Raw genomic sequence first — 16,774 nt, forward strand, 5'->3', positions numbered from 1 at the left:
AGGGGCATCGAGTCGCTGCTTAGTTGTGAGCGTGCAGCGCTGCGTTCAGTTCGATGGCCGATTTGTGGGTTTTGCACTCCACTGCACCGGTCTCGGAGTTGCGGCGGAACAGCAGGTCCGGTTGACCCGCCAGTTCACGGGCCTTGACCACCTTGACCAGTTGGTTCTGCTCATCGAGCAACGCCACTTTGGTCCCGGCGGTCACGTACAGGCCCGACTCCACGGTGTTGCGGTCGCCCAGCGGGATGCCGATACCGGCGTTGGCACCGATCAGGCAGCCTTCGCCGACCTTGATCACAATGTTGCCGCCGCCCGACAGGGTGCCCATGGTGGAGCAACCGCCGCCGAGGTCCGAACCCTTGCCGACGAACACACCGGCCGATACACGACCTTCGATCATGCCCGGGCCTTCGGTGCCCGCGTTGAAGTTGACGAAACCTTCGTGCATCACGGTAGTGCCTTCGCCCACGTAGGCACCCAGGCGCAGACGTGCGGCATCAGCGATACGCACGCCGGCCGGTACGACGTAGTCGGTCATTTTCGGGAATTTATCCACCGAGAACACTTCCAGCAGGTCGCCACGCAGACGCGCTTCCAGTTGGCGTTCGGCCAGTTCACCGATATCGATTGCGCCTTGGCTGGTCCAGGCCACGTTTGGCAACTGCGGGAACACACCGGCCAGGTTCAGGCCGTGAGGCTTGACCAGGCGGTGAGACAGCAGATGCAGTTTGAGGTAGGCCTCGGGCGTGGAGGTCAGCGCGGCGTCTTCGGCCAGCAGCGTGGCGACCAGCGGGGTATGGCTTTCAGCCAGGCGGCTCAGCAGGGCGGCCTGTGTGGCATCGACGCCTTTGAGCGCGTCAGCCATTTGCAGGGCCTGGGTGACGGTAAACGTGATTGCCTGGTTACCTTCGCTGTAACCGAGGATCGGCGCGATGGCGGCAACGATTTCAGGCGCCGGATTGAGCAGCGGTTGCGCGTAAAACACTTCCAGCCAAGCACCTTGGCGGTTCTGAGTGCCGACGCCGAAGCCCAGGCTGAACAGGGAATTGGACATGCTGTTACCTCTAAAAATGAAATGGGCTGGCCTACTTGAGGGCCGCCGAATAACTATCTGGCTTGAAGCCAATCAGGGTTCTGTCACCGAGATCAAGCACCGGGCGCTTGATCATCGAGGGTTGCGCGAGCATCAATTCAATGGCTTTCGACTGATCGAGATCGGCTTTGCGTTCGTCTTCGAGTTTGCGAAAGGTGGTGCCCGCACGGTTCAAAACCACCTGCCAACCGTGCTCGTCGCACCATTGGGTCAAGTGTTCGCGGTCGATACCGGCCGTTTTGTAGTCATGAAACTCATAATTGACGCCATGCTCTTCGAGCCAGGTGCGCGCCTTTTTCATGGTGTCGCACGCTTTGATGCCGAAAAGGCGCAATGGTTTGCTTGAAACGGTCAAGGAATTGCCCCCCTTTGGGTGACTGGAAAGCGCTGTTGGAAACGAAAGACCCAGGATTATGCCACGACCGGAAGGATTCGGCGCCGCTCGTCACCCCTTTGGTTCAGGTGCGTGCGACTTATGTGCAAAAGCCAGCCAGCAGCATAGGCGGCTAATATGGCACTACGACGGCGAATTGTTGCCTGATGTGTGTCGTTGCAAGTCGATTGTCCGGGAATCCTGCGTTATGCAAACCGCCTACACCGTTCTTATCCTGCTGATGCTGGTCAGCATGTCGCGCCTGGTCGGGCGTGTTATTCCGTTGCCGCTGCCGTTGCTGCAGATTGCCGCCGGCGCCTTGCTGGCCTGGCCTACTCTGGGGCTGCATGTGGCGCTGGACCCTGAATTGTTTCTGTTTCTGTTTCTGCCGCCGTTGCTGTTCTCGGACGGTTGGCGCATGCCCAAGCGCGCTTTCTGGCGCTTGCGCGGGCCGATCCTGACCTTGGCGGTGGGGCTGGTGTTGTTCACCGTGGTGGGGGCCGGTTATTTCATTCACTGGTTGCTGCCGAGTATTCCGTTGCCGGTGGCGTTCGCCCTGGCGGCTGTGTTGTCGCCGACGGATGCGGTGGCGGTGTCGGCGATTTCCCAGAACCGCTTGCCCACACCCTTGATGCATATGCTCCAGGGCGAAGCCTTGATGAATGATGCCTCGGGTCTGGTGACCTTCAAGTTCGCCCTCGCGGCGGCATTGACCGGGGTGTTTTCCCTGGCCGATGCCAGTCTCACCTTTGTGCTGGTGGCGGTCGGCGGTTTGGCCGTCGGCGTGGGGTTGAGCTGGTTGGTGGGGCGCCTGCGGGCGTGGATGATCGCCCGGGGCTGGGATGACCCGGCGACCCACGTGGTGTTCATGTTGCTGCTGCCTTTCGCCGCTTATGTACTGGCCGAACGGCTGGGCGCTTCGGGCATTTTGTCCGCGGTGGCGGCGGGGATGATGCAAAGCTGGCTGGACCTGCTGCCGCGCCAGACCAGCACGCGCTTGCTTAATCGCAGTGTCTGGTCATTGCTGGAATTTGCCTTTAATGGCCTGATTTTCTTGCTGCTCGGCTTGCAACTGCCGGACATCGTCAAGGCTGTGACCAGTCATGAAGTGACGTTGTGGCCCTCCTTGTTTTACCGCTGCCTGGAGGTGGTCGCGATCTTCCTGGTGTTGTTGGTCCTGCGTTTTATCTGGGTGCAAAGCATCTGGCGCCTGTCTGGCCTGTTGCGGCGCCTGCGCGGGAAAAGCCAGCTGACCCTGGTGCCGACGGCGCGCTCCTGCTGGTTGTTGACCGTGGGCGGCGTGCGCGGGGCGGTGACCCTGGCGGGTGTGATGTCGGTGCCGTTGCTGCTGGCGCCCGGCGTAGCGTTCCCGGAGCGGGACCTGCTGATTTTCATCGCCGCCGGGGTGATTCTGTTATCTCTGGTGGCCGCCTGTATCGCCTTGCCGCTGCTGCTGCGCGGGATCGAAAAAAGTCCGGACGACAAGCGCCATGCTGAAGTGCGCGATGCCTGGAGGAAAACCGCCGAAGCGGCGATTCATGCCCTCGAGACTGAGGATCCGGCGGATGTCGCGCCCCAGGAGGCCGCGCAGGCCGCGTTGGCGACGGAACTCAAGGCGCGGCTCATGGCTGAATATCGCCATCAACTGGAGGTGTTCAATGATTCCGCCGAAGCGCAGGCGTTGGCATTGCAGATGGATCAACTGGAGCGCAAGTTACGCCTCAAGGCCCTGCGCGCGCAGCGTCTTGAACTGTACCGCCTCAGCCGTCAGCACCAGATCGGCGATGACGTATTGCGTGAGGTGTTGGCGGACCTGGATATGAGTGAGGCGAATCTGGGTCACTTGAAGTGACCCCTGACGCACTTACCCGCGACGCTGGATGAAGTCGCGAATCCGCTCGGCCGCTTCCACACATTCGGCCAGCGGCGCAACCAGTGCCAGGCGCACGCGGCCGGCGCCGGGATTGAAGCCATCGACTTCCCGCGACAGGTACGAGCCGGGTACCACGGTCACGTGTTCTTGCGCGAACAGCTCGCGGCAGAACGCGGCGTCGTCACCTTTTATGTTCGGCCACAGATAGAAGCCGCCGTCGGGGTTTTGCACGTCCAGCACCGGTTTGAGTATCGCCAGCACGGCGTCGAACTTTTCCCGGTACAGATCACGGTTGGCCCGTACGTGTGCCTCGTCTTGCCAGGCGGCGATACTTGCCAGTTGGGTTTGAACCGGCATCGCGCAACCGTGGTAGGTGCGATACAGCAGGAACGCCTTGAGAATCTCGGCATCACCGGCCACGAAACCGGAGCGCAGGCCTGGCAGGTTGGAGCGTTTGGACAGGCTGTGGAACACCACGCAACGCTTGAAATCCTCGCGACCCAGTTCGACACAGGCGCTGAGCAAACCCGGCGGCGGGGTCTGTTCGTCGAAGTACAGCTCGCTGTAGCACTCGTCGGCAGCGATCACGAAGTCATGTTCGTCGGCCAGGGCGATCAGTGTTTTCAAGGTGTCGACGGGAATCAGCGCGCCGGTCGGGTTGCCCGGGGAGCACAGGAACAGAATCTGGCAGCGTTTCCAGATGTCCGGCGAGACGGCAGCGAAATCCGGGTTGAAGCCGTTTTCGTCCAGGCAGGGCAGGTAGTGCGGCGTGGCCCCGGCGAGAAACGCTGCGCCTTCGTAGATCTGGTAGAACGGGTTCGGGCTGATCACCAGCGCATCATCGCCCCGGTTGACCACGGTCTGGGTGAAGGCAAACAGCGCTTCACGGGTGCCGTTGACCGGCAGGATATGCCGCGCCGGGTCCAGCCAGCCTTGGGGCACGTTGAAACGCCGTTCGCACCAATGGCCAATGGCCTCGCGCAGGGCGGGAATGCCCAGCGTGGTCGGGTACACCGCCATCTGCTGCAGATTCTCGGCCAGGGCCTGGGCGACAAAGTCCGGAGACTTGTGCTTGGGTTCGCCAATGGACAGCGCAATCGGCCGCTTGTCGGGGTTGGGTGTGACGCTGCCCAGCAAGGCGCGCAATTTCTCGAACGGGTAGGGCTGCAGCTGGTTCAGGGCGTTGTTCATCGCAAGTCTCGTTCAATTCGGTTGTAAGCATGCAGTCTGCCGGGCGCAGCAGAACTTAATGTGGGAGCAAGCAAGCCTGCTCCCACAAGGGAGGCTATAGGTTCATATGGACAGTCGCATTGAACCGCCCACGGGCTCCTGGTTCACGCTTAGTTGCTGGACGATTTCATCCTGCAGGCGGCGGCATAACTCAGGGTCGGAAAGCGGCTGGTTGTCTGCATCGGTAATGAAAAACACGTCTTCGACGCGCTCGCCGAGGGTTGCAATTTTGGCGTTCTGCAGCGACAGGTCGAACTCCAGGAAGATCGTGCCGATTCGCGCCAACAGGCCTGGACGATCCGGTGCGCTGAGTTCCAGCACCGTGACCGGACGCTGGGCATCGTTGTGAATGGTGACCTGGGGCGCGAAGGCAAAGTGCTTGAGCTGGCGCGGTACCCGGCGCTGGATGATGGTCGGGTAGTCGTCAGGGTTGCGCAGGGCTTCGGTGAGGCCTTCACGGATCTTTTTCACCCGTTCCGGGTTGTCACCGATGGATTCGCCTTCGGTGTCCAGCACGATATAGGTATCCAGGGTGAACTGGCTGCTGGAGGTAATGACGCGGGCGTCGTGAATGTTCAGGTTGAGCTGGTCCATTGCCGCCACGGTGACCGCGAAAAAGTCATGTTGGTCCGGGGCGTAGATGAAGATTTGCGTACCGCCCTCGAATTCACGCTGGGTGGTTTCCTTGATCAGCACCAGCGGGCCGCCATCGGCCGGTTGCTGGAGGATCGCATCGGTGTGCCAGGCCACGTCGCCTGCGGTGTGGCGCAGGAAGTAGTCATCGCCCAGTTGCGACCAGAGCTGCTCGACATCGTCCGGGTCGTTGCCGCCGCGTACCAGGATATCCAGCGCCGCGCTTTGGGTGCGCCGGATCTGCTCTTCGCGGTCGACCGGATTCTCCAGGCCGCGACGCAGCGCGCGCTTGGTCTCGGTGTAGAGTTGGCGCAACAAGCTGGCGCGCCAGGAGTTCCACAGCGTCGGGTTGGTGGCGTTGATGTCGGATACCGTCAGCACGTACAGGTAATCGAGGCGGGTTTCGTTTTCCACGATCTGCGCGAAGTCATGGATCACTTGCGGGTCGGACAAGTCCTTGCGCTGGGCCGTGGTGGACATCACCAGGTGGTTTTGCACCAGCCAGACGATCAGGCGGCTGTCCCAGAGTGGCAACTGATGACGCTGGCAGAACGCTTCGGCGTCCACCGCACCGATTTCCGAATGATCGCCATGTCGACCCTTGCCGATGTCGTGGTACAGCCCGGCAAGGTAGATCAACTCGGGCTTGGGCAGCTTGGCCATCAGCTTGCTTGCCAGCGGGAATTTCTCTGATACCTGGGTGTACTGCACTTTGCGCAAGTGTTTGATCAGGTTCAGGGTGTGGGCGTCGACCGTGTAGATATGGAACAGGTCGTGCTGCATTTGCCCGACGATAAAGCCGAACTCCGGCAGGTAGCGTCCAAGGATGCCGTAGCGGTTCATGCGACGCAGGTTGCGATGGATGCCGATCTTGCACTTGAACAGCTCGATAAACAGGCTGGTGTTGCGGAGGTCGGTGCGAAACTCGTTGTCAATCAGGTGACGGTTTTCCCGCAACAAGCGAATAGTATCGGCCCGCACGCCCTTGATTTCCGGTTGCTGGGCCATCAGCACGAAGATTTCCAGCATGGCGAAGGGGGTGCGGGTGAACACGTTATCGTGGCGCGCCTCGATATAGCCGTCGTGCAGTTGGAAACGCGCGTTGATGGGGTGTGGCGGTGCTTCGTCTTCCGGGGCCAGGATCACTTCTTCGAAGTGCTGGATGATCAGGTCGCTGAGCTGGGCGATGCTCATCACTACCCGGTAATACTGCTGCATGAAGCTTTCAATGCTGGTCTTCGCGTCTTCGCCCTCGAACCCGAGGAGGACGGCGATGGAGCGCTGGTGATCGAACAGCAAACGATCCTCGGAGCGACCGGCCAGCATGTGCAGGGCGTAGCGCACCTTCCACAAAAATTCCTGGGAGGAAGCGAGCAACGCGTTTTCGCTTTCCACCAGGAACCCTTCACCCGCGAGGGCGCGCAGATTCAGCGTGCCATATTGGCGCCGCGCAACCCACAGGATGGTCTGGATATCCCGCAGCCCGCCCGGCGAACCTTTGACGTTGGGCTCAAGGTTGTATTCCGTGTCGTTGTACTTGTGGTGCCGCGCTTTCTGTTCGGCGCGCTTGGCCAGGAAGAAATCCTTGCTCGGCCACATATGCGCGGTGCTGGTGACTTCCAGCATGCGTTGGCGCAAGCGTTCCGGACCGCAGATGGTGCGGCTTTCCATCAGGTTGGTGACCACCGTCAGGTCCGCGCGGGCTTCTTCGGCGCATTCATCCACCGAGCGCACGCTCTGGCCAACTTCCAGGCCGATATCCCACAACAGCGTCAGAAAACGCTCTATGGAATCGCGAAATATTTCATGATCAGCGCTGTCCAGCAGGATCAGCAGGTCAATGTCGGAGTAGGGATGCAGTTCGCCCCGGCCGTAGCCGCCGACCGCCACCAGGGCAATATCGGCGTCTTCGCACCAGGTGAACTGTTCCCAGGCCTTTTGCAGGATGTTATCGACGAACCAGGCGCGGTCCTCAATCAGTCGCCGAATGTCCCGGCCGCTGCGAAAGCGTGCATCCAGCACTTCGCGGGCCTGGCGGATGGCCTTCTTGAAGGCAGCGATGGGGCTGGCCTTCAGTGCGAGTTCGGCCTGGAACTGGCCGCGGTCGAAGAGTTCGGGATCCACCTGGGGCATCGATCGGCTTTCCTTTCTATCTATCTGGAGGTCACAACAGGGCTATCTGGAAAGCGCGTTGCAAGCATCAGGCCGAAACGCGGGGAATCGTGTCGTCGGCGCGCAGGGTGAAGATCTCGTAGCCGGTCTCGGTGACCAGCAGGGTGTGTTCCCACTGCGCGGAGAGCTTGCGATCCTTGGTGATGGCGGTCCAGCCGTCGCCCAGCACCTTGGTATCGGCCTTGCCCTGATTGATCATCGGCTCGATGGTGAACGTCATGCCGGCCTTGAGTTCCATGCCGGTGCCCGCGCGACCGTAGTGCAGGATCTGCGGTTCTTCGTGGAATACTTTGCCGATGCCATGGCCGCAGAACTCGCGGACCACCGAAAAACCGTTCTTTTCGGCGTGCTTCTGGATGACTTCGCCAATGTCACCAAGGCGGCAGCCGGGCTTGACCAATTCAATAGCCTTGTACATGCATTCCTGGGTCACCTGGGACAGACGCTCGGCCCAGACCGGAACCGTACCGACGTGGAACATGCGGCTGGTGTCGCCGTGGTAGCCGTCCTTGATGACGGTGACGTCGATGTTCAGGGTGTCGCCGTCCTTCAGCGGTTTGTCACCCGGAATGCCGTGGCACACCACGTGGTTGATCGAGGTGCAGATCGACTTGGGGAAGCCCTTGTAATTCAACGGGGCAGGGATAGCCTCTTGCACGTTGACGATATAATCGTGGCAGATGCGGTCCAGTTCTTCAGTCGTGACGCCTGGCTTGACGTGCCCGGCAATCATTTCCAGCACTTCGGCGGCCAGTTTGCCGGCAACGCGCATGCCGGCGATGTCTTCGGCGGTTTTAAGGGTAACGGTCATACAGGCTCTCTCTAGCGCGACGCGCTGAAATCAATACGGTTTACGGGCGAGCAACAAAAAGATGCAAAATGTGCACGCGCCCCAAAAAAACGCGATTCTAACAGACGCGGCGGGCAAACCATGAGCGTCTGGCGATCGCTTCTATCTATAAGCTCTACACAACTCTCAGAAACTGACGAGTTTCCCTGTGGCGAGCGGGCTTGCCCCGCGCTGGGCTGCTTCGCAGCCCCAAAACCAGCCGCTACGAAGTATCTGATACACCGCATTCGGCTTGCTGGGACTGCTTCGCAGTCCAACGCGGGGCAAGCCCGCTCGCCACAGCAGCCCGATCTGCTTGGATTTAAGCGTTGAGGCAAAATTGTTTAGATACCTCGGGTCTATAAGCGCTATAAAATAGGTATCTATACAACTCTCAGAAACTACGAATTCCCTGTAGCGAGCGGGCTTGCCCCGCGCTGGGCTGCTTCGCAGCCCCAAAACCAGTCGCTACGAAGTATCTGATGCACCGCATTCGGCTTGCTGGGACTGCTTCGCAGTCCAACGCGGGGCAAGCCCGCTCGCCACAGCAGCCCGATCTGCTTGGATTTAAGCGTTGAGGCAAAATTGTTTAGATGCCTCGGGTCTATAAGCGCTATAAAATAGGTATCTATACGACTTTCAGAAACTGACGAATTCCCCTGTAGCGAGCGGGCTTGCCCCGCGCTGGGCTGCTTCGCAGCCCCAAAACCAGCCGCTACGAAGTATCTGATGCACCGCATTCGGCTTGCTGGGACTGCTTCGCAGTCCTACGCGGGGCAAGCCCGCTCGCCACGGCAGCCCGATCTGCTCGGGTCTGTAAGGTGCGGGTATTTTTACCGGATTCAACAGCTTGGGTGACAGTGCGGGCGAGCAGATGCGATTGCGTGTTTCGTTTTCGTGCTTCTTGTGGTATAAAATGCGCCGCTTTCCGGGGATGCCCCGCAAAGCTTAAATCCACACACGTGTCGACACGATGACCTGGGTGCCGGAGGCTTTGAAGCCGCTGGTTGGTCATTGGGATACGTGGAGGCCAAACCCGACTTATCAAGGAACTATCATGTCCCAAGTCAACATGCGCGATATGCTGAAGGCCGGTGTGCACTTCGGTCACCAGACCCGTTACTGGAACCCGAAAATGGGTAAGTACATTTTCGGCGCGCGTAACAAGATTCACATTATCAACCTTGAAAAAACCCTGCCAATGTTCAACGAAGCACTGACTTTCGTAGAGCGTCTGGCCCAGGGCAAAAACAAGATTCTGTTCGTCGGCACCAAGCGTTCCGCTGGCAAGATCGTTGCTGAAGAAGCAGCACGTTGCGGCTCGCCGTACGTCGATCACCGCTGGTTGGGCGGCATGCTCACCAACTTCAAGACCATCCGTGCTTCCATCAAGCGTCTGCGTGACCTTGAAGTGCAAGCCGAAGACGGTACTTTCGCCAAGCTGACCAAGAAAGAAGCGCTGATGCGCTCCCGCGATCTTGAGAAGCTGGACCGCTCCCTGGGTGGTATCAAGGACATGGGCGGTCTGCCAGACGCACTGTTCGTTATCGACGTTGATCACGAGCGCATCGCGATCACCGAAGCCAACAAGCTGGGCATCCCGGTTATCGGCGTAGTCGATACCAACAGCAGCCCGGAAGGCGTTGACTACATCATCCCAGGCAACGATGACGCAATCCGCGCCATCCAGTTGTACATGGGTTCGATGGCTGACGCTGTTATCCGTGGCCGCAACCACGTTGCTGGTGGTACCGAGCAGTTCGTTGAAGAAGCTCCGGTAGCCGCAGCTGAGTAATTGACGCCCTGGCGTTGACTCAGTAAGCAAAAAGGGGGCTTGGCCCCCTTTTTGCCACCTCGAAAACCATTTGTTGGCTGTGCGGCACCATCATCTGTAACGTGCAGCGGCCTACAAGGGTGATTCGGGAAGAATTGATCGCCCGTTTGCTCGGGTGGAATGGTTGAAAACCTATCCAAGAGGATTTTGAAATGGCAGAGATTACTGCAGCGTTGGTCAAAGAACTGCGTGAGCGTACTGGCGAAGGCATGATGGATTGCAAAAAGGCCTTGACCAAGGCCGGCGGCGACATCGAAAAAGCCATTGATGACATGCGTGCTTCGGGCGCCATCAAGGCTGCCAAGAAAGCCGGCAACGTGGCCGCTGAAGGCGCTATCGCCCTGAAAGAAGACGGTAAGTCCGCTGTTCTGCTGGAAGTGAACTCGCAGACCGACTTCCTGGCCCTGCAGGACGACTTCAAGGCATTTGTTGCTGCAAGCGTTGAAAAAGCGTTCGCCGACAAACTGACTGACGTTGCTCCGCTGATCGAAGCTCAAGAAGCTGATCGCCTGGTACTGGTCGGCAAGGTTGGCGAAAACGTCAACATCCGTCGCCTGGTACGTGTTGAAGGTGACGTGGTTGGTGGTTACCTGCACGGCAACAAGATCGGTGTTGCCGTTGTTCTGAAAGGCGGCAACGTTGAACTGGCCAAGGACATCGCTATGCACGTGGCGGCCAGCAACCCTGAATTCCTGCTGCCATCGGAAGTCTCCGCTGATGCAATCGAACGCGAGAAAGCCGTGTTCCTGAGCCTCAACGCCGACAAGATCGCCGGCAAGCCGGAAAACATCGTTGAAAACATGATCAAGGGCCGTATCAGCAAGTTCCTGGCTGAAGCGAGCCTGGTTGAGCAGGCGTTCGTCAAGAACCCTGAGGTCAAGGTCGGCGAACTGGCCAAGAAAGCCGGTGCTGAAATCGTTTCCTTCACCTACTTCAAAGTAGGCGAAGGCATCGAGAAGCCGGTCGACAACTTCGCTGAAGAAGTTGCTGCCCAGCTGGCTGCCGCCAAGCAATAAGACAGTTTTCAACTGTCGCCCGAAAGAGGCTGCCCGCTTACGCGCGCAGCCTCTTTTCAAATGGGATGACCAATTTATTTGGTTTCCCTTCGGAACTGGCTTACAAAGTCGTGTTCCGATGGCGCTGTAGCAGCGTCCAGCTAGAGTGAACGCAAGCCGTAAACGGCTCGCCAAGAATTTTTAAAAATACGCCGCAGGAGAGATTCGCAATGGCTCAGCAGGGCAGTGGTTATCAGGCTCGCTATAAACGCATTCTACTCAAGCTTAGCGGCGAGGCCCTGATGGGCTCGGAAGAGTTCGGGATCGATCCCAAGGTACTCGACCGCATGGCGCTGGAAGTCGGCCAACTGGTGGGCATCGGCGTCCAGGTCGGGCTGGTGATCGGTGGCGGCAACCTGTTCCGCGGTGCTGCACTCAGTGCGGCCGGCATGGATCGGGTTACCGGCGACCACATGGGCATGCTGGCCACTGTAATGAACGCCCTGGCCATGCGCGACGCCCTGGAGCGTGCCAATATCTCGGCTATCGTGATGTCGGCCATCTCCATGGTTGGCGTGACCGATCACTATGATCGTCGCAAAGCCATGCGCCACCTGAACGCCAAGGAGGTGGTGATCTTTGCCGCCGGCACCGGCAACCCGTTCTTCACCACCGACTCGGCAGCCTGCCTGCGTGCGATCGAGATCGATGCGGACGTGGTGCTCAAGGCCACCAAGGTGGATGGTGTATACACCGCCGATCCATTCAAAGACCCGCATGCCGAGAAGTTCGATCATCTGACTTATGATGAAGTGCTGGATCGCAAGCTGGGCGTGATGGACCTGACGGCTATCTGCCTGTGCCGCGACCATAAGATGCCGCTACGCGTATTTAACATGAACAAGCCCGGCGCCTTGCTGAATATCGTACATGGCGGCGCGGAAGGGACTCTGATCGAGGAAGGCCAGCAATGATCAATGAAATCAAGAAAGACGCCCAAGCGCGTATGCAAAAATCCCTGGAGTCTCTGAGCCACGCGTTCGGCCAGATTCGTACCGGCAAGGCGCACCCGAGCATCCTCGGCAGCGTGATGGTGCCGTATTACGGCGCGGACACTCCGTTGAGCAGTGTTGCCAACGTTACCGTAAAGGATTCCCGCACCCTGCAAGTGGTGGCTTTCGAGCGCAACATGCTCGCGGCAGTCGACAAGGCGATCCAGAGCGCCGGCTTGAACCTCAACCCGACTAACCTCGGCGAGTTGTTGCTGATCTCCATGCCTGCCCTGACCGAAGAAACCCGCAAGGGCTTCACCAAGCAGGCGCGCAGTGCCGCCGAAGACGCCCGTGTCGCAGTGCGCAACATTCGTCGCGATGCCTTGGGCGAGCTGAAGAAACTGGTCAAGGACAAGGAAATCAGCGAAGACGAAGAGCGCCGCGCCGTCGCCGATATCGACAAGCTGACCAAGGATTCCGAGGCCCAGATCACCAAGGCTACCGAAGATAAAGAAAAGGACCTGATGGCCGTATAAGGGTCAGGGCGCTTTCATGGAAAAGACCAAGCAGACTGTACCCGTCGCGGTGCCGCGCCATGTCGCGATCATCATGGACGGGAATAATCGCTGGGCGAAAAAACGCTTTATGCCGGGTGTTGCCGGGCATAAGGCGGGTGTCGATGCGGTAAGGGCGGTTATCGAGGTGTGTGCCGAGGCCAAGGTCGAAGTATTGACCTTGTTTGCCTTCTCCAGTGAAAACTGGCAGCGGCCAGCCGAGGAAGTCAGTGCCTTGATGGATCTGTTCTTCAAGGCCTTGCGTCGTGAGGCCAAGCGCCTGAACGACAACAACATCACTCTGCGCATCATCGGCGACCGCTCGCGGTTCCGTCCGGAGCTGCAAACGGCCATGCGTGAGGCCGAGGCGATCACCGCCGGCAGCAATCGCTTTGTACTGCAAATCGCAGCCAACTATGGCGGCCAGTGGGATATTGCCCAGGCCGCGCAGCGGCTGGCTCGCGAAGTACAGGCCGGCCACTTGCAAGCGGAAGACATCACGCCTGAACTGTTGCAAACCTGCCTGGTGACCGGCGATCTGCCGTTGCCGGACTTGTGCATCCGTACCGGTGGCGAACATCGCATCAGCAACTTCCTGTTGTGGCAGTTGGCCTATACCGAACTGTACTTTTCCGACCTGTTCTGGCCGGACTTCAAACACGATGCCATGCGCAGCGCGCTGGCCGATTTTGCTTCCCGTCAGCGTCGCTTCGGTAAAACGAGCGAGCAGATCGAAGCTGGGGCCCGGGTTTAATGCTTAAACAACGAATCATCACGGCACTGATCCTGCTGCCGATTGCCTTGTGCGGTTTTTTCCTGCTGGAAGGTTCCGGTTTCGCGCTGTTCATCGGTGTGGTCGTGAGCCTGGGCGCCTGGGAATGGGCGCGGCTGGCCGGGTTCACTACGCAGCTGCCTCGCGTGGTGTATGCCGCTGTCGTGGCGCTGCTGCTGTTTCTGATGTACATCCTGCCGTACGTGGCGCCTTGGGTGTTGGGGGCCGCCGTACTCTGGTGGGCGCTGGCGACATTCCTGGTGCTGACCTATCCGCGTACCAGTGGTCATTGGTCCAGCGTTGCCTGCAAGCTGGTGATTGGTCTGTTGATTCTGTTGCCGGCCTGGCAAGGCCTGGTTTACATCAAGCATATGGCGTTGGGCAACTGGCTGATCATGGCGGTGATGGTACTGGTCTGGGGCGCGGATATCGGTGCGTACTTTTCCGGTCGAGCGTTCGGCAAGCGCAAGCTGGCGCCTGCGGTCAGTCCCGGGAAGAGCTGGGAAGGGGTGTATGGCGGACTGGCACTGACCCTGGTGATTACCGCTGTCGTGGGGTTGGTGCGTGACTGGAGCATCAAGCAGGTGCTTGTGGCGCTGATCGGTGCCGCGGTGGTGGTGCTGATCTCGGTGGTCGGGGACTTGACCGAAAGCATGTTCAAGCGTCAGGCCGGGATCAAGGACAGCAGTAATCTGCTGCCGGGGCATGGCGGCGTGCTGGACCGGATCGATAGCCTGACGGCGGCGATCCCGGTGTTTGCCGTATTGTTGTGGATGGCGGCTTCGTGAGCCGGCTGCAACAGGTTACTGTGCTCGGCGCTACCGGCTCGATCGGGTTGAGTACGCTGGATGTGATTGCCCGTCATCCCGAGCGCTACCAGGTGTTTGCGTTGACCGGTTTCAGTCGCTTGAGCGAATTGCTGGCCTTGTGTGTGCGTCATGTGCCGCAGTTTGCGGTCGTGCCGGATGCGGTCGCGGCGCGAGGCCTGCAGGATGATCTGCGGGCTGCCGGGCTATCGACCCAGGTGCTGGTGGGCGAACAAGGCTTGTGTCAGGTGTCCGCCGATCCAGCTGTCGACACGGTGGTTGCCGCCATTGTCGGTGCGGCAGGCTTGCGTCCGACCCTGGCGGCTGTCGATGCCGGGAAGAAGATCCTGTTGGCGAACAAAGAAGCCCTGGTCATGTCCGGGACGCTCTTTATGCAGGCGGTACGCAAAAGCGGTGCGGTGTTGTTGCCGCTGGACAGCGAGCACAATGCAATCTTCCAGTGCATGCCGGGGGATTTTGCCCGTGGCTTGAGTGCGGTGGGTGTGCGCCGTATCTTGCTGACCGCCTCGGGTGGCCCGTTCCGACAAACGCCGCTGGCCGAGTTGGAGCACGTTTCTCCGGATCAGGCCTGTGCCCATCCCAACTGGTCGATGGGGCGCAAGATTTCGGTGGATTCGGCCAGTATGATGAACAAGGGCCTGGAGCTGATCGAGGCGTGCTGGTTGTTTGATGCGCGACCCGAACAGGTCGAGGTGGTGATTCATCCGCAGAGTGTGATTCATTCCCTTGTCGACTATGTGGACGGCTCGGTCCTGGCCCAATTGGGCAATCCGGATATGCGCACGCCGATTGCCAATGCCTTGGCATGGCCTGAGCGCATTGACTCCGGTGTCGCGCCGCTGGATCTGTTTGCCATTGCGCGCCTGGATTTCGAAGCACCTGACGAGCAGCGTTTCCCGTGCCTGCGTCTGGCGCGTGAAGCTGCCGAGGTGGGCAGCAGTGCGCCGGCGATGCTTAACGCGGCCAATGAAGTCGCGGTGGCAGCGTTTCTTGAACGGCGGATTCGTTTTCCGCAAATCGCGAGTATCATCGAAGACGTCCTGAATCTCGAGCCGGTGGTCGCAGTGAATGATTTAGGTGCTGTATTCGAGGCCGATGCAAAGGCCCGGGGCTTGGCTGAGCAATGGTTGCAGCGCCACGCACGTTAGCCTGTAGGCACTGGATTGGAATGCGGAGAAATTAGATGAGTGCGCTCTACATGATTGTCGGCACCCTGGTTGCTCTGGGTGTGCTGGTCACTTTCCATGAATTCGGCCATTTTTGGGTCGCACGCCGTTGTGGCGTCAAGGTCCTGCGTTTTTCCGTCGGTTTTGGCATGCCGCTGGTGCGGTGGCATGACCGCCATGGCACCGAGTTCGTGATTGCGGCCATTCCCCTGGGTGGCTACGTCAAGATGCTCGACGAGCGCGAAGGCGAAGTGCCGGCTGATCAGTTGGAGCAATCGTTTAACCGCAAGACCGTTCGTCAGCGTATCGCCATTGTGGCCGCCGGGCCCATCGCCAACTTTCTACTGGCCATGGTGTTTTTCTGGGTCCTGGCCATGCTCGGCAGCCAGCAGGTGCGGCCAGTTATCGGTGCGGTCGAGGCCGGCAGTATTGCGGCCAAGGGCGGGCTGGTAGCCGGGCAGGAAATTGTTGCCATTGATGGTGAGCCAACCACCGGTTGGGGCGCGGTCAATTTACAGCTGGTCCGCCGCCTGGGTGAAAGCGGTACTGTGAGCGTGATGGTGCGCGAGCAGGATTCCACTGCCGAAACCCCGCGGGAACTGGCCTTGAATGATTGGCTCAAGGGCGCCGATGAGCCTGATCCGATCAAATCCCTGGGTATCCGGCCATGGCGTCCATCGTTGCCGCCGGTCCTGGCCGAGCTGGATCCGAAGGGGCCGGCGCAGGCCGCCGGACTGAAAGCCGGCGACCGGTTGCTGGCGCTTGATGGTCAGTCGCTCAATGACTGGCAGCAGGTAGTCGATCTGGTTCGTGTACGTCCGGATACCAAAATTGTGCTGAAAGTTGAGCGCGACGGTGCTCAAATCGACGTTCCGGTGACGCTGGCGGTGCGCGGGGAGGCCAAGGCGGCCGGCGGCTACCTGGGCGCTGGCGTAAAAGGTGTCGATTGGCCGCCATCGATGGTGCGCGAGGTCAGTTTCGGGCCTTTGGCTGCGATTGGCGAGGGCGCGCGACGCACTTGGACCATGAGTCTGCTGACCCTCGATTCACTGAAGAAAATGTTGTTCGGCGAGCTCTCGGTAAAAAACTTGAGTGGACCGATAACCATTGCTAAAGTGGCGGGCGCTTCTGCCCAGTCGGGCGTTGCTGATTTCCTGAATTTCCTGGCTTATCTGAGTATTAGCCTTGGGGTTCTGAATTTGTTGCCCATTCCAGTGTTGGATGGGGGGCATCTGTTGTTTTATCTGGTCGAGTGGGTGCGTGGTCGCCCCCTGTCGGATCGGGTGCAGGGTTGGGGGATACAGATCGGTATCAGTTTGGTGGTCGGGGTCATGTTGTTAGCCCTGGTCAACGATCTGGGACGTCTGTAACGCTTCGCTGAATTGCGAATCTGCCGCATTTTGCGGCAGTTTGTTTATTGCCAGTTGGAAT

14 protein-coding genes are annotated in these 16,774 nt (G+C 59.5%); 9 read left to right on the forward strand and 5 right to left on the reverse strand.

What is annotated here, in order from left to right; translation table 11 throughout:
* Positions 1–19 precede the first annotated feature (19 nt).
* Together dapD and AC6CIA_RS05505 are read right to left on the reverse strand one after the other, a co-directional pair.
* Complete coding sequence (gene dapD, locus AC6CIA_RS05500; RefSeq protein WP_498310978.1) at positions 20–1,054, reverse strand: 2,3,4,5-tetrahydropyridine-2,6-dicarboxylate N-succinyltransferase; 1,035 nt, start codon at positions 1,052–1,054, stop codon at positions 20–22.
* A 31-nt stretch (positions 1,055–1,085) separates the two neighbouring features.
* On the reverse strand, positions 1,086–1,394 hold the full coding sequence (locus AC6CIA_RS05505; RefSeq protein ID WP_498310980.1) for an arsenate reductase: 309 nt from the start codon (positions 1,392–1,394) through the stop codon (positions 1,086–1,088).
* Positions 1,395–1,674: 280 nt separating this feature from the next.
* Here AC6CIA_RS05505 and AC6CIA_RS05510 point away from each other — a divergent pair, with 280 nt between their 5' ends.
* Positions 1,675–3,318: a Na+/H+ antiporter gene (locus AC6CIA_RS05510; protein ID WP_498310982.1), complete on the forward strand. Its 1,644-nt coding sequence runs from the start codon at positions 1,675–1,677 to the stop codon at positions 3,316–3,318.
* Between the two features lie 12 nt (positions 3,319–3,330).
* Here AC6CIA_RS05510 and dapC read toward each other — a convergent pair whose 3' ends face one another.
* The 3 genes from dapC to map all read right to left on the reverse strand — a co-directional run bounded on the left by dapC (position 3,331) and on the right by map (position 8,185).
* On the reverse strand, positions 3,331–4,530 hold the full coding sequence (gene dapC, locus AC6CIA_RS05515) for a succinyldiaminopimelate transaminase (RefSeq protein WP_498310984.1): 1,200 nt from the start codon (positions 4,528–4,530) through the stop codon (positions 3,331–3,333).
* Positions 4,531–4,632: 102 nt separating this feature from the next.
* Positions 4,633–7,335: a [protein-PII] uridylyltransferase gene (locus AC6CIA_RS05520; protein ID WP_498310986.1), complete on the reverse strand. Its 2,703-nt coding sequence runs from the start codon at positions 7,333–7,335 to the stop codon at positions 4,633–4,635.
* A gap of 67 nt (positions 7,336–7,402) precedes the next feature.
* Positions 7,403–8,185, reverse strand: coding sequence for a type I methionyl aminopeptidase (map, locus tag AC6CIA_RS05525; protein WP_498310987.1), 783 nt, complete (start codon positions 8,183–8,185; stop codon positions 7,403–7,405).
* Between the two features lie 1,075 nt (positions 8,186–9,260).
* Between map and rpsB the strand changes: the two genes are divergently transcribed.
* From rpsB to rseP, 8 genes are all read left to right on the forward strand, one after another.
* Positions 9,261–9,998: a 30S ribosomal protein S2 gene (gene rpsB, locus AC6CIA_RS05530; protein ID WP_003189158.1), complete on the forward strand. Its 738-nt coding sequence runs from the start codon at positions 9,261–9,263 to the stop codon at positions 9,996–9,998.
* A gap of 191 nt (positions 9,999–10,189) precedes the next feature.
* On the forward strand, positions 10,190–11,053 hold the full coding sequence (tsf, locus tag AC6CIA_RS05535) for a translation elongation factor Ts (protein WP_498310989.1): 864 nt from the start codon (positions 10,190–10,192) through the stop codon (positions 11,051–11,053).
* A 209-nt stretch (positions 11,054–11,262) separates the two neighbouring features.
* Positions 11,263–12,006 carry a UMP kinase gene (gene pyrH / locus AC6CIA_RS05540; RefSeq protein WP_003172271.1) on the forward strand — a complete coding sequence of 248 codons (744 nt, stop codon included), beginning with the start codon at positions 11,263–11,265 and terminating at the stop codon, positions 12,004–12,006.
* Entirely contained in the window at positions 12,003–12,560 is a 558-nt protein-coding gene (frr, locus tag AC6CIA_RS05545; protein WP_498310991.1) for a ribosome recycling factor, read from the forward strand. Before pyrH ends, frr begins: the two co-directional genes overlap by 4 nt.
* 16 nt (positions 12,561–12,576) lie before the next feature.
* Entirely contained in the window at positions 12,577–13,332 is a 756-nt protein-coding gene (gene uppS, locus AC6CIA_RS05550) for a polyprenyl diphosphate synthase (protein ID WP_339529027.1), read from the forward strand.
* Positions 13,332–14,138 carry a phosphatidate cytidylyltransferase gene (locus tag AC6CIA_RS05555; RefSeq protein ID WP_498310993.1) on the forward strand — a complete coding sequence of 269 codons (807 nt, stop codon included), beginning with the start codon at positions 13,332–13,334 and terminating at the stop codon, positions 14,136–14,138. The genes uppS and AC6CIA_RS05555 overlap by 1 nt, the downstream gene beginning before the upstream one ends.
* Positions 14,135–15,325 (forward strand): 1-deoxy-D-xylulose-5-phosphate reductoisomerase, encoded by a 1,191-nt coding sequence (gene ispC / locus AC6CIA_RS05560; RefSeq protein WP_498310995.1) that lies wholly within the window; start codon positions 14,135–14,137, stop codon positions 15,323–15,325. Before AC6CIA_RS05555 ends, ispC begins: the two co-directional genes overlap by 4 nt.
* 35 nt (positions 15,326–15,360) lie before the next feature.
* Positions 15,361–16,713 (forward strand): sigma E protease regulator RseP, encoded by a 1,353-nt coding sequence (gene rseP, locus AC6CIA_RS05565; protein WP_498310997.1) that lies wholly within the window; start codon positions 15,361–15,363, stop codon positions 16,711–16,713.
* Positions 16,714–16,774: the final 61 nt, after the last annotated feature.

Source organism: Pseudomonas sp. GQ91, from assembly GCF_059758795.1.

What these genes read in the sequence shown, in the direction of transcription:
- dapD (WP_498310978.1), bottom strand. Translation starts at nt 1,054, where the DNA reads ATGTCCAATTCCCTGTTCAGCCTGGGCTTCGGCGTCGGCACTCAGAAC.
- AC6CIA_RS05505 (WP_498310980.1), bottom strand. Translation starts at nt 1,394, where the DNA reads ATGAAAAAGGCGCGCACCTGGCTCGAAGAGCATGGCGTCAATTATGAG.
- AC6CIA_RS05510 (WP_498310982.1), top strand. Translation starts at nt 1,675, where the DNA reads ATGCAAACCGCCTACACCGTTCTTATCCTGCTGATGCTGGTCAGCATG.
- dapC (WP_498310984.1), bottom strand. Translation starts at nt 4,530, where the DNA reads ATGAACAACGCCCTGAACCAGCTGCAGCCCTACCCGTTCGAGAAATTG.
- AC6CIA_RS05520 (WP_498310986.1), bottom strand. Translation starts at nt 7,335, where the DNA reads ATGCCCCAGGTGGATCCCGAACTCTTCGACCGCGGCCAGTTCCAGGCC.
- map (WP_498310987.1), bottom strand. Translation starts at nt 8,185, where the DNA reads ATGACCGTTACCCTTAAAACCGCCGAAGACATCGCCGGCATGCGCGTT.
- rpsB (WP_003189158.1), top strand. Translation starts at nt 9,261, where the DNA reads ATGTCCCAAGTCAACATGCGCGATATGCTGAAGGCCGGTGTGCACTTC.
- tsf (WP_498310989.1), top strand. Translation starts at nt 10,190, where the DNA reads ATGGCAGAGATTACTGCAGCGTTGGTCAAAGAACTGCGTGAGCGTACT.
- pyrH (WP_003172271.1), top strand. Translation starts at nt 11,263, where the DNA reads ATGGCTCAGCAGGGCAGTGGTTATCAGGCTCGCTATAAACGCATTCTA.
- frr (WP_498310991.1), top strand. Translation starts at nt 12,003, where the DNA reads ATGATCAATGAAATCAAGAAAGACGCCCAAGCGCGTATGCAAAAATCC.
- uppS (WP_339529027.1), top strand. Translation starts at nt 12,577, where the DNA reads ATGGAAAAGACCAAGCAGACTGTACCCGTCGCGGTGCCGCGCCATGTC.
- AC6CIA_RS05555 (WP_498310993.1), top strand. Translation starts at nt 13,332, where the DNA reads ATGCTTAAACAACGAATCATCACGGCACTGATCCTGCTGCCGATTGCC.
- rseP (WP_498310997.1), top strand. Translation starts at nt 15,361, where the DNA reads ATGAGTGCGCTCTACATGATTGTCGGCACCCTGGTTGCTCTGGGTGTG.